Source organism: Acidovorax delafieldii 2AN (assembly GCF_000175235.1).
Classification (GTDB): Bacteria; Pseudomonadota; Gammaproteobacteria; order Burkholderiales; family Burkholderiaceae_C; genus Acidovorax; species Acidovorax delafieldii_B.
Window position 1 is genome coordinate 1 of the sequence record NZ_ACQT01000081.1, and the last position, 15,556, is coordinate 15,556.

General features: G+C 61.1%; 16 protein-coding genes, 1 rRNA gene and 1 pseudogene. 6 read left to right on the forward strand and 12 right to left on the reverse strand.

Annotation, left to right across the window (positions count from 1 at the left end; all coding sequences use genetic code 11):
* The first annotated feature begins 26 nt into the window (after nucleotides 1–26).
* Nucleotides 27–139 (forward strand): 5S ribosomal RNA (gene rrf / locus ACDELDRAFT_RS11735).
* A gap of 315 nt (nucleotides 140–454) precedes the next feature.
* Here rrf and ACDELDRAFT_RS24090 read toward each other — a convergent pair.
* From ACDELDRAFT_RS24090 to lptF, 6 genes and pseudogenes are all read right to left on the reverse strand, one after another.
* Nucleotides 455–661 (reverse strand): annotated as a pseudogene (locus ACDELDRAFT_RS24090) (class II glutamine amidotransferase); the annotation flags it as partial.
* 64 nt (nucleotides 662–725) lie between these two features.
* Nucleotides 726–1,898: a pyridoxal phosphate-dependent aminotransferase gene (locus tag ACDELDRAFT_RS11740; RefSeq protein WP_005796908.1), complete on the reverse strand. Its 1,173-nt coding sequence runs from the start codon at nucleotides 1,896–1,898 to the stop codon at nucleotides 726–728.
* Nucleotides 1,899–1,944: 46 nt separating this feature from the next.
* Complete coding sequence (locus tag ACDELDRAFT_RS11745) at nucleotides 1,945–2,886, reverse strand: CysB family HTH-type transcriptional regulator (protein ID WP_005796909.1); 942 nt, start codon at nucleotides 2,884–2,886, stop codon at nucleotides 1,945–1,947.
* 57 nt (nucleotides 2,887–2,943) lie between these two features.
* Nucleotides 2,944–3,321: a sirohydrochlorin chelatase gene (locus ACDELDRAFT_RS11750; RefSeq protein WP_005796911.1), complete on the reverse strand. Its 378-nt coding sequence runs from the start codon at nucleotides 3,319–3,321 to the stop codon at nucleotides 2,944–2,946.
* A gap of 16 nt (nucleotides 3,322–3,337) precedes the next feature.
* Entirely contained in the window at nucleotides 3,338–4,444 is a 1,107-nt protein-coding gene (lptG, locus tag ACDELDRAFT_RS11755; RefSeq protein ID WP_005796913.1) for an LPS export ABC transporter permease LptG, read from the reverse strand.
* Complete coding sequence (lptF, locus tag ACDELDRAFT_RS11760) at nucleotides 4,441–5,538, reverse strand: LPS export ABC transporter permease LptF (protein WP_005796915.1); 1,098 nt, start codon at nucleotides 5,536–5,538, stop codon at nucleotides 4,441–4,443. Before lptF ends, lptG begins: the two co-directional genes overlap by 4 nt.
* Nucleotides 5,539–5,561: 23 nt before the next feature.
* On the opposite strand from lptF, the gene ACDELDRAFT_RS11765 reads away from it, so the two are divergent.
* From ACDELDRAFT_RS11765 to ACDELDRAFT_RS11780, 4 genes are all read left to right on the forward strand, one after another.
* Complete coding sequence (locus ACDELDRAFT_RS11765) at nucleotides 5,562–7,094, forward strand: leucyl aminopeptidase (RefSeq protein WP_005796917.1); 1,533 nt, start codon at nucleotides 5,562–5,564, stop codon at nucleotides 7,092–7,094.
* 7 nt (nucleotides 7,095–7,101) lie between these two features.
* Nucleotides 7,102–7,536: a DNA polymerase III subunit chi gene (locus tag ACDELDRAFT_RS11770; protein ID WP_005796919.1), complete on the forward strand. Its 435-nt coding sequence runs from the start codon at nucleotides 7,102–7,104 to the stop codon at nucleotides 7,534–7,536.
* Between the two features lie 290 nt (nucleotides 7,537–7,826).
* A complete protein-coding gene (locus tag ACDELDRAFT_RS26080) occupies nucleotides 7,827–8,039 on the forward strand; it encodes a hypothetical protein (protein WP_332375842.1) in 213 nt (70 codons plus the stop codon).
* Nucleotides 8,040–8,170: 131 nt separating this feature from the next.
* On the forward strand, nucleotides 8,171–9,301 hold the full coding sequence (locus ACDELDRAFT_RS11780; RefSeq protein WP_005796922.1) for a branched-chain amino acid ABC transporter substrate-binding protein: 1,131 nt from the start codon (nucleotides 8,171–8,173) through the stop codon (nucleotides 9,299–9,301).
* A gap of 119 nt (nucleotides 9,302–9,420) precedes the next feature.
* Here the strand turns inward: ACDELDRAFT_RS11780 and ACDELDRAFT_RS11785 are convergent, their stop codons facing one another.
* Both ACDELDRAFT_RS11785 and lexA read right to left on the reverse strand, forming a co-directional pair.
* Complete coding sequence (locus tag ACDELDRAFT_RS11785; RefSeq protein ID WP_005796924.1) at nucleotides 9,421–10,428, reverse strand: D-2-hydroxyacid dehydrogenase family protein; 1,008 nt, start codon at nucleotides 10,426–10,428, stop codon at nucleotides 9,421–9,423.
* A gap of 670 nt (nucleotides 10,429–11,098) precedes the next feature.
* Complete coding sequence (gene lexA / locus ACDELDRAFT_RS11790) at nucleotides 11,099–11,773, reverse strand: transcriptional repressor LexA (protein WP_005796926.1); 675 nt, start codon at nucleotides 11,771–11,773, stop codon at nucleotides 11,099–11,101.
* A gap of 83 nt (nucleotides 11,774–11,856) precedes the next feature.
* On the opposite strand from lexA, the gene ACDELDRAFT_RS11795 reads away from it, so the two are divergent.
* Nucleotides 11,857–12,810, forward strand: coding sequence for an asparaginase (locus ACDELDRAFT_RS11795; protein ID WP_040328957.1), 954 nt, complete (start codon nucleotides 11,857–11,859; stop codon nucleotides 12,808–12,810).
* A gap of 115 nt (nucleotides 12,811–12,925) precedes the next feature.
* Here the strand turns inward: ACDELDRAFT_RS11795 and adk are convergent, their stop codons facing one another.
* The 4 genes from adk to ACDELDRAFT_RS11815 form a co-directional block, all read right to left on the reverse strand.
* A complete protein-coding gene (adk, locus tag ACDELDRAFT_RS11800; protein ID WP_005796929.1) occupies nucleotides 12,926–13,582 on the reverse strand; it encodes an adenylate kinase in 657 nt (218 codons plus the stop codon).
* 537 nt (nucleotides 13,583–14,119) lie between these two features.
* Entirely contained in the window at nucleotides 14,120–14,926 is an 807-nt protein-coding gene (gene kdsB, locus ACDELDRAFT_RS11805; RefSeq protein ID WP_005796931.1) for a 3-deoxy-manno-octulosonate cytidylyltransferase, read from the reverse strand.
* Entirely contained in the window at nucleotides 14,923–15,105 is a 183-nt protein-coding gene (locus ACDELDRAFT_RS25700; protein ID WP_005796933.1) for a Trm112 family protein, read from the reverse strand. The genes kdsB and ACDELDRAFT_RS25700 overlap by 4 nt, the downstream gene beginning before the upstream one ends.
* 20 nt (nucleotides 15,106–15,125) lie before the next feature.
* Nucleotides 15,126–15,556: tetraacyldisaccharide 4'-kinase (locus ACDELDRAFT_RS11815; protein WP_040328960.1), on the reverse strand; the 431-nt coding region annotated here is incomplete at its 5' end.

Genomic DNA, 15,556 nt, shown 5'->3' on the forward strand with positions numbered 1-15,556 from the left:
GCAGAGCAGCACGACACCAAGTTATGCCTGATGACCATAGCAAGTTGGTCCCACTCCTTCCCATCCCGAACAGGACAGTGAAACGACTTTGCGCCGATGATAGTGCGGGTTCCCGTGTGAAAGTAGGTCATCGTCAGGCTCTTACAGCCCAGCAACGCCCCGCTCATCCTTTGAGTGGGGCGTTTCTGCTTTGGCCGCGCAAAAACCATTCGCGCCAAAGATCCGAACACTGGCCGCTGCAATTCCCCCTCGCCTCAGTTCGGTTCCCTATGCGGTCACCTCCGGCAACCACAGCACGAAATATTCAGCTGTTGCCCTCGCAAACTTGCCCTGAGAACTCTGCCTTCAGCTCCAGCTGCATTCACTACGTGACAGGCGCAGCGCCGTAGGCCGCGCTGGCTCGCGGGACAGAGTTTTGAGAAGTCGGCAGCCCAAGCCGAACAATGTGAGGCCCTCAGAGAGCTTCCTGGCCGCCGGTGAATACCTTCAGCTCCCCGGAGCCAAATGCCTTCCAGTCCTCGTTCAGGGTCAGCGGCTCCGTGGCCAGCAGCAGTACCCGGTCCGACGCCGTGGTCAGCGGCGCAAAATCGATGCACAGGTCTTCGTCGCAGAGCTGGGCCACGGCAAAGGGATGCCGCCTTTGGAGCCGGTACAGCTGGGTCGACGCGTGCGCCCGCTAGAAGTATCGATCAGCCGTTTACCGTGAATAATATTGACGAACGCATTCAAAGCTTGCGTAAGCGTTCAATGGCTGCGAGCAACGTCTCGTTCTTTTTCGCAAAGCAGAACCTCACGACTCCCTGATCGAATTCACCACCATAAAAAGCAGAAAGCGGTATCGCCGCCACGCCTATCTCTTGGGTGAGCCACTGGCAAAAATCGGACTCCCTCAAGTTGCTAACGGCAGAAATATCGATACATTGAAAATAAGTGCCTTCGCTTGGCAACAGCTTCAGGCGTGAACCTTCCAAGCCCTGTCTGAACAGATCGCGCTTTGCTTGATAGAACGCGGGGAGCTGTAAATATGGGTCAGGATTGCGCAAATACTCGGCCAAGCCGTATTGCATCGGCGTGTTGACGGTGAAAACATTGAATTGATGCACTTTGCGGAATTCCGACATCAGTGGTGCAGGTGCGGCAACAGTGCCAACCTTCCATCCTGTGACATGGAACGTTTTTCCAAAGCTTGATACGATGAAGGCTCGGGCGGCTAGGCCTGAAAAACGAGCCGCGCTTTGGTGTTCGGCCTGGTCGAAGACCATGTGCTCATATACCTCGTCGCTAATGAGCAGGATATTGGTCGGGGCCAGCAGGTCTTGCAGTGCCAGCATCTCGTTGGCACTCCAGACGGTAGCGCTGGGATTGTGCGGGCTGTTGATGATCATGGCCCGCGTTCGGGAAGTGATCGCTGCACTGATGAGGCCAAAGTCAGGACGGAAGGTCCCCGGTGTGAGAGGGACGCGAACCACTGTGCCGCCAGCCAGCGTGATATTGGGTGCGTAGCTGTCATAACACGGGTCGAGCACGATGACTTCATCGCCAGGGTGCACGACGGCCAATATGGCAGTGAGGATCGCCTGGGTTGCTCCTGCTGTTATGGTGATTTCGGCGTTCGCGCTGTAGTTTCGGCCGTGAATCGCTTCGATTTTTTTAGCAACTGCTTCGCGCAACGCAAGAACCCCAGGCATTGGTGGGTACTGGTTGTGGCCCGCTTTCATTGCATGGTTCGCGGCTTCTACGAGAAGCGGGTCGCATTCGAAATCAGGAAAGCCCTGACCGAGGTTGACAGCGCCATGCTCGGCAGCCAAGGCCGACATCACTGTGAAAATCGTCGTGCCTACCTGTGGTAGCTTGCTTGTAAATGTGGGAGTATGGGGAATGATGGTTGGGGGTTCCATGAACGGCTACTCGTTGGAATCTGGTAAGCGGATAGATAGGTGAGATTCAGAGTTCGTAATCGTTCACGTGGCCAGACATGGCCCGTGCGATCAATTCACGGCTCAGGCGGTCACTCAACAGCTCCGCGAACTTGTAGACGAAATTGCGTAGGTACGCACCGCGCTTGAAAGCAACCCGGGCTACGCTTTGACCAAAGAGATGACCCACTGGGCGCACCACGAGGTCGCCCACAGGGTCGTCCCGCATGGCCATTTCGGCCACGATTCCAATACCCAGACCCAAGCGAACATAGGTCTTGATCACGTCGGAATCGATGGCCTCCAGCGCGATGCGTGGTTGAAGACGCCGATTCAGGAATGCATGGTCAATTTTGCCGCGACCCGTGAACGTGGGGTGGTAAGTGATGAGCGGCTCCTGGGCAATGTCTTCCAGCCCAATGCGTTCCTTCTGAGCGAGAGGGTGATTTGGCGGGAGCACCAATACGTGTTCCCATTCATAGCAGGGAAGGGTCACCAATTCGGGATAGTCTGCGAGTGACTCCGTTGCCATACCGATTTCGGCTACCTCATCAATCACCATACGAGCCACCTGATCCGGGGTGGTTTGGTGCAGGCTGATGTTGACTTTAGGATAGGCTTCGCGAAGCCGGGCAACCGGTACAGGCAGCACGTAACGGGCCTGGGTGTGCGTGGTCGCGATCGAAAGCGTGCCGCTATCCTGCGCGCTGAACTGCTCTCCGATGCGCTTGAGGTTGCCTACCTCACGCATGATGACCTCGATGCTGCGAAGTACATGCTGCCCGGGTTCGGTGATGCGTTTGAGCCGCTTGCCATGGCGCGCGAAGATATCAATACCCAGTTCTTCTTCGAGTTCAATAATGGCTTTGGACACGCCGGGTTGGGACGTATGCAGCGCCTTGGCGGCCTCAGTCAAGTTAAGGTTGCGCCGTGCGGCCTCTTGAACAAAGCGAAATTGGTGCAGGTTCATATTCTGATGCGCCTAAAAAGTCGCATCATTATGCTGCATGAGTCTAAAGATTGGGCGTCAGCCTGGGGACTCGCAGGCGATCTTTGCCATCAATTCGGTCATCCGATCGTCTTCGCCAATGGCCCCTTGTACGGTGAACTGCACGTCCTTGTAGCGTGTTCGCAGTTCCTCGATCAAGACGGGCAGGTCTTCGCGCGCATGTTTACCCGTGCCCAAAAACATGGGCACCACAGTCACATGGGCAGCCCCTTGTTGCACCAAGTCGTCAGTTGCTTGGACCAGGGTGGGCTCACACAGCTCCAGATAGGCACACCGTACGTGCCGGTCGGGATGTCTCTCGGAAATGCGCGCGGCAACGGCTGCAATGGGGGCGCGCCAAAGCGGGTCCCGCGAACCGTGGGAAAAGAGCACGATAGCTGAAGAGTTGATGGACATGGGGCAAAAGCAAAAGTCAGCGGCGCAATACCAGCCAGCCAAAAGCGGCAAGCGATAAAACGGAGTAAATCAAGCCAGGTGCAGCAGCTGTAAGCCATGGTGACCAGTTTTGCAAATTGCCTGCATACCCGAAGACGTTGTTTAACAGGAAAAAGCTGATACCCGCCATAACGCCGCCGAACACGTACCCTGCGATGCCGCCGGCACGAAAATGCAAGTAGGCAAAAGGAAGGGCGAGCACGACCATCACCAAGCAACTGAGGGGATAAAACACCTTGCGCCAGAACTCGATTTCGTAGCGTTGGGCCGACTGCCCGTTGGCTTCAAGGTGCCTGATATATTGAAATAGATCGACGGTTGCCATGCGGTCGGGCTTGAGCAGCGAGGCCGCCACCATGTCCGCGCTGATGCGTGTGGGCCACTGCCATACGGGTGCACTTATCGATTCGACTCGGGCCTCTTCACTGCTTTTCTGTACAAAACTATTGCGCTGTACTTGTTGCAGGTCCCAGGTTCCCGCCGATCCGAATTGCCCTGTCGCTGCGTGGATTTGGGATGCCAGCCGGCCTTTTTCATCAAACTCGAAAATACGCACGTCCACCATTCCACCGTCAGATGATAGGGCACGCACGTTCACTGCAAATGAATGGTCCTGCTGGCGTTCCTTAAGCCATGCACCGGTTGCGCCTGAAGTGAGTCGCCCAAGGTGGCGTACCTTGATGAGCTGCGCTGCGCGCTCCGTCAGCGGGGCAACGTAATCTCCTATGGCAAAGGTAAGCAGCACAAAAAAACCGCCCAGCGTCAGCAGCGTGCGCAATGCCCGCCACGGCCCCATACCGCTGGTGCGCATGATGGTGAATTCAGAACTCTGCGCCAAGCGTGCCATTACAAAAATAGTGCCTATGAGCACAGTGATGGGCAACAACTCATAGAGATGGCTGGGAATGCTCAGAGACACGAAAAGCAGTGCGTGGGAGAGCTGATAGCCGTTCTGACCGGTGCTGCCAACCCACCGCAATTCGTCGATGAGGTCGAAAAAGAAAAACAGTGCCAGAAACCCCAGGGTCACGAACCCCACGGCAAAAAAGGCTTCGCGGTGAATGAAACGCCGCAGAACTTTCAAGCTGGCCTCCGGTGTGTCCACAGGTGGCGTGGCGTCCAATGGTTGTGCCGTATGGCAAGGATGATTCCGGCCATGATGAGCGTGCCGCCATGAAGCAGCAGCATGAAGCTCAGCAGACCCAGTTTGCCGGCACCGATCCAGCTTTGCCCCAGCGTCATGAGGTTGTAGTACACAACAAAAGCGAGCAGCGCAAACAGCATGCTGCCACTGCGCCCGGCCCGCGGATTCACGCTGGCCAATGCTAGGCCCAGAATCACGAAGTTGATGGCAGCCAGAGCCAAACCCAGCCTCCAGCCCAGTTCTGCTTGGAAGGCCGGAATGGCGGGTTGCATCAGAAGCTCGTGCGTGGCGCGGGTTTTCACGGCAAGCTCCTCGGTTGCACTCGCCGATGCCCCTCCGATGCGTGTCCCATATTCGACGAATTCGCTAATCTTCAGTCCGGGATGGTCGCTCGAGGATTCAAGCCGCTGTCCCTGGCTCAGCAACGCGAAGCGTTCGCCCTGGCGGATTTCCAGCCGTGCGCTGCGGGCTGACGTGACGGATTCTTTGGGGCCATTGCTCGCCGCAATGAAGATGTTGTTGCCTACCTGCGTGTCTGGCGCATCCTTGTCGATAAAGAATACGCGGCTACCATTGGCGGACTCCTGAAACTCGCCTGGCGCAATGCGATCGATATCGCTGCGTTGCTCGTAGCGGGTCTTGAGTTCCTGGATCTGGGCATTGGCCCACGGCCACACGCCCAACGACAGCAGGGCAATCACCGCCATGACAGGCCAGGCAAAGCGCAGCAGAGGCGGCAACAGGCTGATAAGTCCCCTTCCGCCTGAGAACCAGATCACCATCTCGCTGTCCCGGTACATTCGGGAAAGAACGCCAACCACCGCCACGAAAAGGCTCAGGCTCAGAATGATGGGAAGCTGCCCCAGCACGGTGAAACCCATCACCAGCATCACGTCGGATGGGCTGACGCTTCCACGCGAGGCCTGGCCAAGAGTGCGGATCAGCATCATGGTCATGACCACCGTAACGAGCACCACGAGCGTTGCGCCGAAACTGCGCGCCAACTCCTTGCGAATGGATGAATCGAATAACATTGGCTCGAAGGAAAACACCGATTATGAACTTTGATCTGAAGGCTCTGGGCCTGTCGGCCGCAGCGGCAGAAAAATGTGATCTGCTGGTCCTGTTGGTGCCGAACGGGTTCCAGCCAGCACAGGACGCCTTGTCGGTATTGGTAGCACACGCGTTCAAGTGCGGCGATTTTGAAACCAAGGCCGGCAAGCACCTTCAACTGTATCTTGCGCCTGCCGTTAGCGCGCGTCGCGTAGTCCTTGTGGGTGTGGGGGACGGCTCGTCCCGTGCCGTACAGCAGGCTGTCCAAGCCGTGGGCACTGCGTTCCGTCAGCCGCAGGTCAAACGCGCGGTGGTCTGTCTTGCGCAAGGGGTCAGCGCAGAGAGCGCCGCTGCGGCGGTACAGGCTGTAGCCGAAGCAAGCTACGTCTACACAACCACCAAGCCCAAGGCGGAGGCCCGCGTGCTCAACCGGGTGGTGATTGGTGTCGACCAAGTCGAAAAGGCGCGCGAAGCCTTTGCACAAGGGGTAGGGTTGGTGCAGGGGATTGAACTTGCGCGCGAATGGGGCAATCGCCCCGCCAACCACGCCACGCCCAATTTTCTGGCGCAGGCTGCCAAGGCGCTGGGGCGGCAACCTCGCATCCAGTGCAAGATTCATGGTCCCGCCGATGTGGCCCGACTGGGCATGGGAGCCTTCATGGCAGTGGCGCAAGGCTCGGAAGAGCCCTTGCGTCTGATTGAACTTCGCTACAGTGGCGCCGACAAGGCCCAGGCGCCGGTAGTGTTGGTGGGTAAAGGCATCACCTTCGACACCGGCGGCATCTCGATCAAGCCTGCTGCCGAGATGGATGAAATGAAGTTCGACATGTGTGGCGCGGCAAGTGTGCTGGGTGTGTTTCGCGCGCTTGCCGAATTGCAGCCTTCGGTCAATGTGGTGGGACTGATCCCGGCGTGCGAGAACATGCCCGACGGCCGGGCTGTCAAGCCTGGCGATGTCGTGACGAGCATGAGTGGCCAGACCATCGAAGTGCTGAACACGGACGCGGAAGGACGGCTGGTCCTGTGCGATGCCTTGACTTATGCCGCACGCTTCAAACCTGCGGCTGTGGTGGACATCGCAACGCTTACCGGAGCCTGCGTGATCGCATTGGGCGGTGTGCGCAGTGGACTTTTTGCCAACGATGACGCGCTTGCGGCAGCGCTTTCAGCCGCCGGAGAACGCGCGTTGGACCCGTGCTGGCGCATGCCCCTGGATGAGGACTACGCCGAAGGCCTCAAGAGCAATTTTGCCGACATGGGCAACGTTGCGGGTCGGGCGGGTGGCTCTATCACCGCCGCCAAGTTTCTGCAGAAGTTTGTGGGCGATTTCCCCTGGGCCCATCTCGACATCGCGGGCACCGCATGGAAGGGGGGCGCTGCCAAGGGCGCCACAGGCCGGCCCGTGGGCCTGCTGGTGAACTACCTGTTGGGCTTCGAAAAAGCGGCTGCTCCTGCCTTGCGGGGCGCGGCCGAGCGTTCTGCCACCGGGGCCAAAGCTGGTACTGCGCGGCGCAAGACTGGTTCAACGGCTGCCTGACCAATCCATGACTGAAGTCGCCTTCCATTTCAACGCCCCCGACAAGCTGGCGTACGCGTGCAGGTTCGCTCGCAAAGCGCAGCGCAGCGGTGTGCGCGTGGTGATCGTGGCTTCTGCCGATGCGTTGGCGCAAATCGACGGCATGCTCTGGCGGATGCAGCCCCAGGATTTCGTGGCCCACTGCCGCGCCGATGCGGACGAGGAGCTTCTGCAGCATTCGCCGGTAGTGCTTGCCGCAGATGCACGCGAAGCTCCCCACCAGGAACTGCTCCTGAACCTGGGGGACGCGGTGCCTGAGGGTTTCAGCAGTTTCGAGCGTTTGGTGGAGGTGGTGAGTGCCACGGACGAATCAGACCGCAGCGAGGCCCGCTCGCGCTGGCGCCACTATGCCTCCCGAGGCTACCAAATCACCCGGCATGACTTGGTTCTGAAAGCTGATTGATGTCTCAACCACCCAAGGCGCCTCCCCGTTTCGTGCCCACGCTCACCGAAGTGGTGCAAGTGGCGGACGTTCTCCCCGTTCCAGTGCCGGTCGGCACATCTTCTGCGGGCTCTACGCAGGCAAAACAACAGCTTTCCAAACAATTCGAGGTCGGGAGCCCTGTCCCGCCTGAGAGACCGCGTGCCAGGGGCCCTGAGAGTGAGAGCTCGGTGCAGTACAACATGCCCGCAGCGCCCGTTTCTCGAACTGCGTATGGTCCGGCGCCTGCAGCGCGTTCTCTGCCGCAAGGCATGGAAGAGTACATGGTGCATCGGGTGATGCAGCGCGTGGACGTGGTGCTGGACCAAAGGTTGCGCGAAGCGATCGCGTTGGTGGTGCAGGAACAGACCCGCTCGCTACTGCCGCGCCTGCGTGAAGAGGTTGAGTCTGTGGTGCGCCACGCTGTCTACGAGGCGGTGGCGGATGAGCTTGCTGGTAGCAATTCTGCGGCGCCTTTGAGATGACAGGGTATTCCCCTGTGGTTTCGCCCGCATTTAATCGTGTTCCCTAATGATCTGGCCCGTAAATTGCGATATGTTCGCCTGCGTTGAGACACAAGAATTATTCTCAGCGTTTATCTTTACTGGAGATTGATATGCAATTGAAGTTGAAACTGACCGTGGTTGCTGCTATCGCGGCTGTTGCTGGTATGGCCTCTGCACAAGAGCAAGTGGTCAAGATCGGTCATGTGGCTCCGGTTTCCGGTGCCCAAGCCCACTACGGAAAGGACAACGAAAATGGCGCCCGCATGGCCATTGAAGAGTTGAACGCCCAGGGCATCACCATCGGCGGCAAGAAAATCAAGTTTGAATTGCAAGCCGAAGATGACGCTGCCGATCCCAAGCAAGGCACTGCAGCCGCTCAGAAACTGTGCGACGCCAAGGTGGCGGGCGTAGTGGGCCACCTCAACTCTGGTACGACCATTCCTGCCTCCAAGGTTTATAACGACTGCGGCATTCCCCATGTCACCGGTGCGGCGACCAACCCCAACCTGACGAAGCCTGGCTACAAGACCACGTTCCGCATCATCGCCAACGACAACGCACTGGGTGCAGGCTTGGCGTTCTACGCTGCGGATACGCTGAAGCTGAAGACAGTCGCCATCGTGGACGACCGCACGGCGTATGGCCAAGGTGTGGCCAACGTGTTCAAGAAAGTGGCCGCAGAAAAAGGCATGAAGGTGGTGGACGAGCAGTTCACCACCGACAAGGCGACCGACTTCATGGCCATTCTCACGGCCATCAAATCCAAGAACCCTGATGCCATCTTCTTCGGCGGCATGGACCCTCAGGGCGGCCCCATGCTGCGCCAGATGGAACAGCTTGGCATGACCAACGTGAAGTACTTTGGCGGTGACGGTATCTGCACCTCCGAAATCGCCAAGCTGGCCGCCGGTGCCAAGACGCTGGCCAACGTGATCTGCGCCGAAGGCGGTGCTTCGCTCGACAAAATGCCCGGCGGAAAAGCCTGGAAGGCCAAGTACGATGCCAAGTACCCTGGTCAGTTCCAGGTGTACAGCCCCTATACCTACGATGCGACGTACCTGATTGTGGACGCGATGAAGCGCGCCAACTCGGTGGATCCCAAGGTCTACACGCCTGAGCTGCTGAAGGCCCAATTCAAGGGCGTGACTTCCACGATCGCTTTCGAGCCCAACGGTGAGATGAAGAACCCCGCCATCACCCTGTACACCTACAAGGATGGCAAGAAGACCCCTCTGAACTGAGTTTCAGGCAAAAAAGGGCGGCACGGAACAGTGCCGCAAATGCGAAAGGCCTCCCATCGGGAGGCCTTTTTTCGTGGTGGGTATCATTCGCTGCACCCGCATACCGGAGAAGCTGAGGATCAGCGCCGCACCTGAAGCGCTCCCGGATTCACGATATTCGTGGGCGTGCCTTTGATGAAGTTCACCACGTTATCGAAGGCCGCACCGAAATAGAGTTCGTAGCTGTCCTGTTCGACGTAGCCGATGTGGGGCGTGCAAATGCAGTTTTCGAGCCGCAACAGGGCATGGCCTTGCAGGATAGGCTCGCTTTCGAAGACGTCCACCGCCGCCAACCCGGGTCGGCCGCGGTTGAGGGCTGCGATGAGCGCATCAGACTCAATCAACTCGGCGCGTGAAGTGTTCACCAGCAGCGCAGTGGGCTTCATGCACGAGAGATCCTCTAACGAAATGATGCCCCGCGTTTCGTCGTTCAAGCGCAAATGCAGCGAAAGCACATCGCATTGGGAAAAGAACTCTTCGCGGTTGGTGGCGGCCTGATAGCCATCGGTAAGGGCCTGCGCCCGCGATGCCTCGCGACCCCAGACACGCACGTTCATTCCAAAGGCCCGGCCATAGCCGGCCACCAATTGGCCGATGCGCCCATAGCCCCAGATGCCCAGCGTCTTGCCGCGCAGAACGCTGCCGATGCCGAAGTTGGGCGGCATGGATGCGGCCTTGAGCCCCGACTGCTGCCAGGCGCCGTGTTTGAGGTTGGATATGTATTGGGGCAGGCGACGCATGGCGGCCATCACCAATGCCCAGGTAAGTTCAGCCGGCGCCACGGGTGAGCCCACTCCCTCGGCCACGGCAATGCCGCGTTCGGTGCAGGCCGTTACGTCGATGTGGTTTCCGATCTTGCCGGTCTGGGCTATCAATTTCAGCCGGGGGAGTTTTTCGATCAGTGGGCGCGTGATCTGGGTGCGTTCGCGCACCAGTACGATGATGTCGGCATCCTTCAGGCGAACGGCCAGCTGGCCTTGCCCCTTGACCGTATTGGTGTAGACCTTTGCCGAGTAGGGATCGAGCCGACTTGCGCAATGGAGCTTGCGGACCGCGTCTTGGTAGTCATCCAGAATCACAATATTCATCCCGCCATTGTGCCTCGGCGCAAGCAGCGGGGCAGGCTGCTCCAGCCCACCGCACGCCCCAGTGTGCAACCCTTTGTCGCGGGTGCGGGTTGGTGGGCGTATCCCTCAATGAGGCTGTGGCTCGCCAGCCGCCATGCGTTCGAGTTCTGCGCACACATCGGCCATGCGCCCTGCAATCACCAAGCGCCCCGCTTCCGCGCGGGACGGGCCTTGGAGCACACGCACAGCGCGCCGAGGGCTATGGCAATTGACATTTGCTGTTTCGCGCGGAGCTGCAAGGGCTTGCGAAAAGCGCACTACCCCGCTGCCCTGGCGTGATGCCATCGCGGTTGCGCTGCCAGAAGTGTTTGGCGCAGAAAACAACCGTTTTTGGGGCGCCAAGCCAGAGGCAGCGGCCCAGGGGGAGGATGGGTCGAGCGCGGAGCGTGGTCGCAGGGCGCTGCGCGAGGCCCTGGACGATGAGGCACGGCGGTGGGGGCGCAGCCATTGGGCAAAAGCCTGGAAGGGCTGTGAAAGAGTCGAGAGAGCGAACAAAGCAAGTCCCATGTGAAAACTCCGTGGATGGGGTTGAGCACAGGCAGGATTGCGAATAGCGCACGGCCTCAGGGCTGGGCAGCCGCAAAGGCTACCCAAACGCCCGCCACCTGAGGTGTGCCGCTGAAAGCAGCAATTACATAAGCATCGTGTTGCGGATCAGGCCCACTGCGAGCCCCTCGATTTCGAACACTTCACCCGGTTGCACCACGATGATGGGGTAGTCGGGGTTTTCGGGAAGCAGTTCGATGGAGCTGGCGGTGCGGCGCAGGCGCTTGACGGTGACGTCGTCTCCCAGCCGTGCCACCACGATCTGGCCATTGCGCGCTTCGCGCGTGGCCTGCACGGCGAGCAGATCGCCGTCCATGATGCCGGCGTCGCGCATGGACATGCCGCGAACTTTCAAGAGGTAGTCAGGTTTGTGCTGGAAAAGACTGTTTTCTACGCTATAGGTTTGGTCTACATGTTCCTGCGCGAGAATGGGCGAACCGGCTGCCACGCGGCCCACCAGGGGCAGAACCAGTTGCGACAATCCCGGCAGGGGCAGGCTGAATTGGGTGCCGCGCGCGGCATTGATGGAGCGCACCGTTTCGCTGCGAAGGCGAATGCCGCGGGACGTGCCGCTGACCAGTTCGATCACCCCCTTGCGGGCCAGCGCCTGGAGGTGCTCTTCCGCCGCATTGGCTGACTTGAAGCCCAGCTCGGTGGCGATCTCGGCGCGGGTGGGCGGCGCACCGGTACGGGCAATGGCCGTTTGGATCAGGTCGAGGATCTGTTGCTGGCGGGCGGTGAGCTTGGGATTGTCGAGCATGGTGGGTTCCGGTGCGGGCCACGCAGGTGGCAAATAACTGTTTATTAATCCAGTAGCTGTATTTTTTACCAGTTTTTCAAAGGATGCAAGTGAGCGGGCAAAAAATTATCGTTTTGGCGACCGGCGGAACCATCGCAGGCACGGCGACCACGCCTGGGGACAATATTGGCTATACCGCTGCACAGGTAGGGGTGAACCAGTTGCTCGCGGCGGTGCCGGGGTTGTACGCCGCGGCAGGCGGCAGCCTGCAGGCCGAGCAGGTTGCGCAACTCGACAGCAAGGACATGGATTTCGACGTGCTGGCTGCATTGGCGCGGCGCTGCGCGACCGCGCTTGCCGACCCGGGCGTGCGCGCCATCGTCATCACCCACGGCACAGACACCCTCGAAGAAACTGCCTGGTTTTTGCACACGGTGCTTTGCGCCCAAAAACCGGTGGTGCTGACCTGTGCCATGCGGCCTGCGACGGCACTGGCCCCGGACGGCCCGCAGAATCTGCTCGACGCCATTGCCGTGGCGACGGCCGAGGGTGCCCGGGGCGTGGTCGTGGTGGCTGCCGGTGTGGTGCACGGTGCGCAGCGCGTGCAGAAGGTGCACCCCTACCGGGTCGATGCGTTCAGCTCGGGAGACGCCGGTCCGCTGGGCTGGGTGGAGGAAGGCCGGGTGCGTTTGGTGCAGGATTGGCCGGCTGTGCTCGTGGATCAAGCACCTTTTGCTATTGAAAAAATAGCTAGCCGGACGAATTGGCCCTGGGTCGAGCTGGTGGTGAGCCATGCTGGCGCCAGTGGTGCTTTGGTCGACGCGCTTGTGCGCGATGGCGTGCGAGGAATCGTCGCTGCTGCCACTGGCAATGGCACGCTGCACCACGCGCTGGAAGCCGCCTTGCTGCGCGCCCAGAGCGCAGGGGTGCGGGTGGTGCGGTCCACACGCTGCCCGCAAGGCCAGGTGCTGCCCCGGCCCGGCGATGCGATACCGGATTCGGGCGGGCTGTCGCCGGTCAAGGCGCGCATCTCGATGGTGCTGGATCTGCTGGGCTGAACGCCTTGCGCGTTCCCGGTGGAGCGATGCCCCGGTAAGGCCCCACGCGCCGGGAGCGCGCAGGGTTGCGGATGAGGCAAGCGGGAGAGGGCTGGGCCGAACCCCGCCCGCAGGATCAGCTCGACAGGGCCTGCAGGGCGCGTGCCGTGATTTCTTCGACGCTGCCGGTGCCGCTGATGGCGCGGTACTTGGGCGCAGCTTCGGGTTCGGCCTTGGCCCAGTTGCTGTAGTAGTCCACCAGGGGGCGGGTCTGGTCGCTGTAGACCTGCAGGCGCTTCTTGACGGTTTCTTCCTTGTCGTCTTCGCGCTGGATCAGCTCTTCGCCGGTCACGTCGTCCTTGCCCGCCACCTTGGGTGGGTTGAACTTGACATGGTAGGTGCGGCCACTGGTAGGGTGCGAGCGGCGGCCGCTCATGCGTTCGATGATGGCGTCGAACGGCACATCGATTTCCAGCACGTAGTCGAGCTTGACTCCGGCCGCCTTCATGGCATCGGCCTGGGGAATGGTGCGGGGAAAACCATCGAACAGGAAGCCTTGCGCGCAATCGGCCTGGGCGATGCGTTCCTTGACGAGGCCGATGATGATGTCATCGCTGACCAATGCGCCGGAATCCATCACGGCCTTGGCTTGCAGGCCCAGCGGGGTGCCGGCCTTGACAGCGGCGCGCAGCATGTCGCCCGTCGAGATCTGGGGTATGCCGTATTTCTGGCAGATGAACGTGGCTTGCGTGCCCTTTCCGGCACCGGGGGCGCCCAACAGAATCAGTCTCATGGAAATCCTCGAAGGTTAGAAATCGGCTGGCACTGCTGTCGGGGCGCGGCCGAACGCCGACGATGCAGTGCTCTCGTTGCGGTCAAGGATAGCATGCGTGCATCTTGCTCTGGCTTACGCCAAGGTGGGCTTGCGCAGACGCGGTTGCCCACTTTGGATCCGAACAAGCGGCAGGCGGATTGAGGGGGATGGAGTGGACTTCTTGCGGATTCGTGGCCAGGCCGGGAGGGCAACGCCGCACCACCATCAGCATGGCCAGGACGCTGGCTGGCCCCTCGAGGCTGCAAGGTGGTTTGTGTTGAACTGGTGGATGGCTCAGCGCGCTGACGTGCGCGATGGCGCGCACCGCCAGTGAGCGCTGTTTCTAAATCGCTCGTGGGAGGTTTCAGGGCCGGCCATCGTCGGGCTTGTAGGGGCAAGGCGCCCGGCCCTCGCCTTGTCCTGTCGGCAGGTGCTGACGGCCCACCCGATTGGGGCGTGGCCCACCGTTGCTAGAGTAGTGCAGCGCGAGTCGGGGGGCGCGGTGGCGAAGCGGTGTCAGGCCAGCAGAGCCCGCACACGTTCCAGGTCGGCAGGGGTGTCCACGCCGGGGCCCGGCGCATGTGCCGTGACGTGGACGGCTATGCGGTGACCGTGCCACAGGGCGCGCAATTGCTCCAAAGCCTCAACGGCTTCCGTGGGGGCCTGGGCCAGGCGGGGAAACTGCCTCAGAAACCCGGCACGGTAGCTGTAGATGCCGATGTGGCGCAGCGGTGCGAAGCCGCGCAGCGCCGCCACGCCGGGCGCAGCCTGGATTGCCGCTCCTTGCCACCAGGCGTGGCCGGCGTGGTCGCGGGCATGCGGGATGGGGGCCCGGCTGAAGTAGTGCGCCAGCCCCCGGGCATCCAGCACCACCTTGACGACGTTGGGGTTCTCGAAATCGGCCAGGGTGGCAATGGCGTGGGCGGCCGTGCCCATGCTGGCTTCGGGCTGCGAAGGCAGCAGCGCCGCCACAGCGTCGATGAGCGCCGGGTCCATCAGCGGCTCATCGCCTTGCACGTTGACCACCACGGCATTGCCGTCCAGCCCGAGGTGCTCGCAGGCTTCGGCCAGCCGGTCGCTGCCGCTGGCATGGTCGGTGCGGGTGAGCAGGGCCTGCACGCCGTGTGCCTGGCAGGCCTCCACGATGCGCGGATCATCGGCCGCCACCACCACCCGCGCGGCGCCGCTTTGTGCGGCGCGCCGGGCCACGCGCACCACCATGGGTAGTCCGGCGATATCGGCCAGGGGCTTGTCCGGCAGGCGGCTGGAAGCCATGCGCGCCGGAATCAGCACCGTGAAGCCGGCGGCCTCGGCGGGGTTCACGCTTCCAGTTCCTCGTCGGTCAGGGTGCGTGCTTCGTTTTCGAGCAGCACGGGAATGCCGTCGCGCACCGGGTACGCCAGGCGGGCGCTGCGCGACACCAGCTCCTGGCGTTCGCGGTCGTAGGTCAGCGGGCCCTTGGTGACGGGGCAGACCAGCAGTTCAAGCAGTTTGGAATCCATGGCGGCGGCTTATTCGAGAGTCAGGCGAGGGGGGATGATACCGGCGCGGCCCGCCAAGCCGACAGCCGTGCGTCGAGCGCTGCCGTGAAGGCGGGGTCGATGGCCAGCTCCAGTGCCACCGCGAGCACATCGGGGTGCAAGGGCCAGAGCTTCACGGCGTCTTTTTCGGTGCAAATCAACGTGATGCGCTTGTCGGCAGGGCGCTTCCAGCTATTAAAATCATAGTGATCTGGAAGGGCTTCGGTGCCAACGAGCTGCAGGCCCCGTGCGCGCAGCATGGCGAAGAATTCGGCGGGCCGCGCCACGGCTGCCATGGCATGCACGGGCTGGCCGTTCAGCGATGCCAGGTCGACCACCTCACCGTTGCCGCGCCGTGCCTGGCTGGCCAGCCTGCGCTGCAGCGCGTAGCTGGCGGCCGCACTGGCGGGCGGGGTGCTACCGGCGTGCAGCA

Excerpts from the sequence above, each read along its gene's own strand:
- ACDELDRAFT_RS11740 (WP_005796908.1), bottom strand. The coding sequence starts at position 1,898 with ATGGAACCCCCAACCATCATTCCCCATACTCCCACATTTACAAGCAAG.
- ACDELDRAFT_RS11745 (WP_005796909.1), bottom strand. The coding sequence starts at position 2,886 with ATGAACCTGCACCAATTTCGCTTTGTTCAAGAGGCCGCACGGCGCAAC.
- ACDELDRAFT_RS11750 (WP_005796911.1), bottom strand. The coding sequence starts at position 3,321 with ATGTCCATCAACTCTTCAGCTATCGTGCTCTTTTCCCACGGTTCGCGG.
- lptF (WP_005796915.1), bottom strand. The coding sequence starts at position 5,538 with ATGTTATTCGATTCATCCATTCGCAAGGAGTTGGCGCGCAGTTTCGGC.
- ACDELDRAFT_RS11765 (WP_005796917.1), top strand. The coding sequence starts at position 5,562 with ATGAACTTTGATCTGAAGGCTCTGGGCCTGTCGGCCGCAGCGGCAGAA.
- ACDELDRAFT_RS11770 (WP_005796919.1), top strand. The coding sequence starts at position 7,102 with ATGACTGAAGTCGCCTTCCATTTCAACGCCCCCGACAAGCTGGCGTAC.
- ACDELDRAFT_RS26080 (WP_332375842.1), top strand. The coding sequence starts at position 7,827 with ATGGAAGAGTACATGGTGCATCGGGTGATGCAGCGCGTGGACGTGGTG.
- ACDELDRAFT_RS11780 (WP_005796922.1), top strand. The coding sequence starts at position 8,171 with ATGCAATTGAAGTTGAAACTGACCGTGGTTGCTGCTATCGCGGCTGTT.
- ACDELDRAFT_RS11785 (WP_005796924.1), bottom strand. The coding sequence starts at position 10,428 with ATGAATATTGTGATTCTGGATGACTACCAAGACGCGGTCCGCAAGCTC.
- lexA (WP_005796926.1), bottom strand. The coding sequence starts at position 11,773 with ATGCTCGACAATCCCAAGCTCACCGCCCGCCAGCAACAGATCCTCGAC.
- ACDELDRAFT_RS11795 (WP_040328957.1), top strand. The coding sequence starts at position 11,857 with ATGCAAGTGAGCGGGCAAAAAATTATCGTTTTGGCGACCGGCGGAACC.
- adk (WP_005796929.1), bottom strand. The coding sequence starts at position 13,582 with ATGAGACTGATTCTGTTGGGCGCCCCCGGTGCCGGAAAGGGCACGCAA.
- ACDELDRAFT_RS25700 (WP_005796933.1), bottom strand. The coding sequence starts at position 15,105 with ATGGATTCCAAACTGCTTGAACTGCTGGTCTGCCCCGTCACCAAGGGC.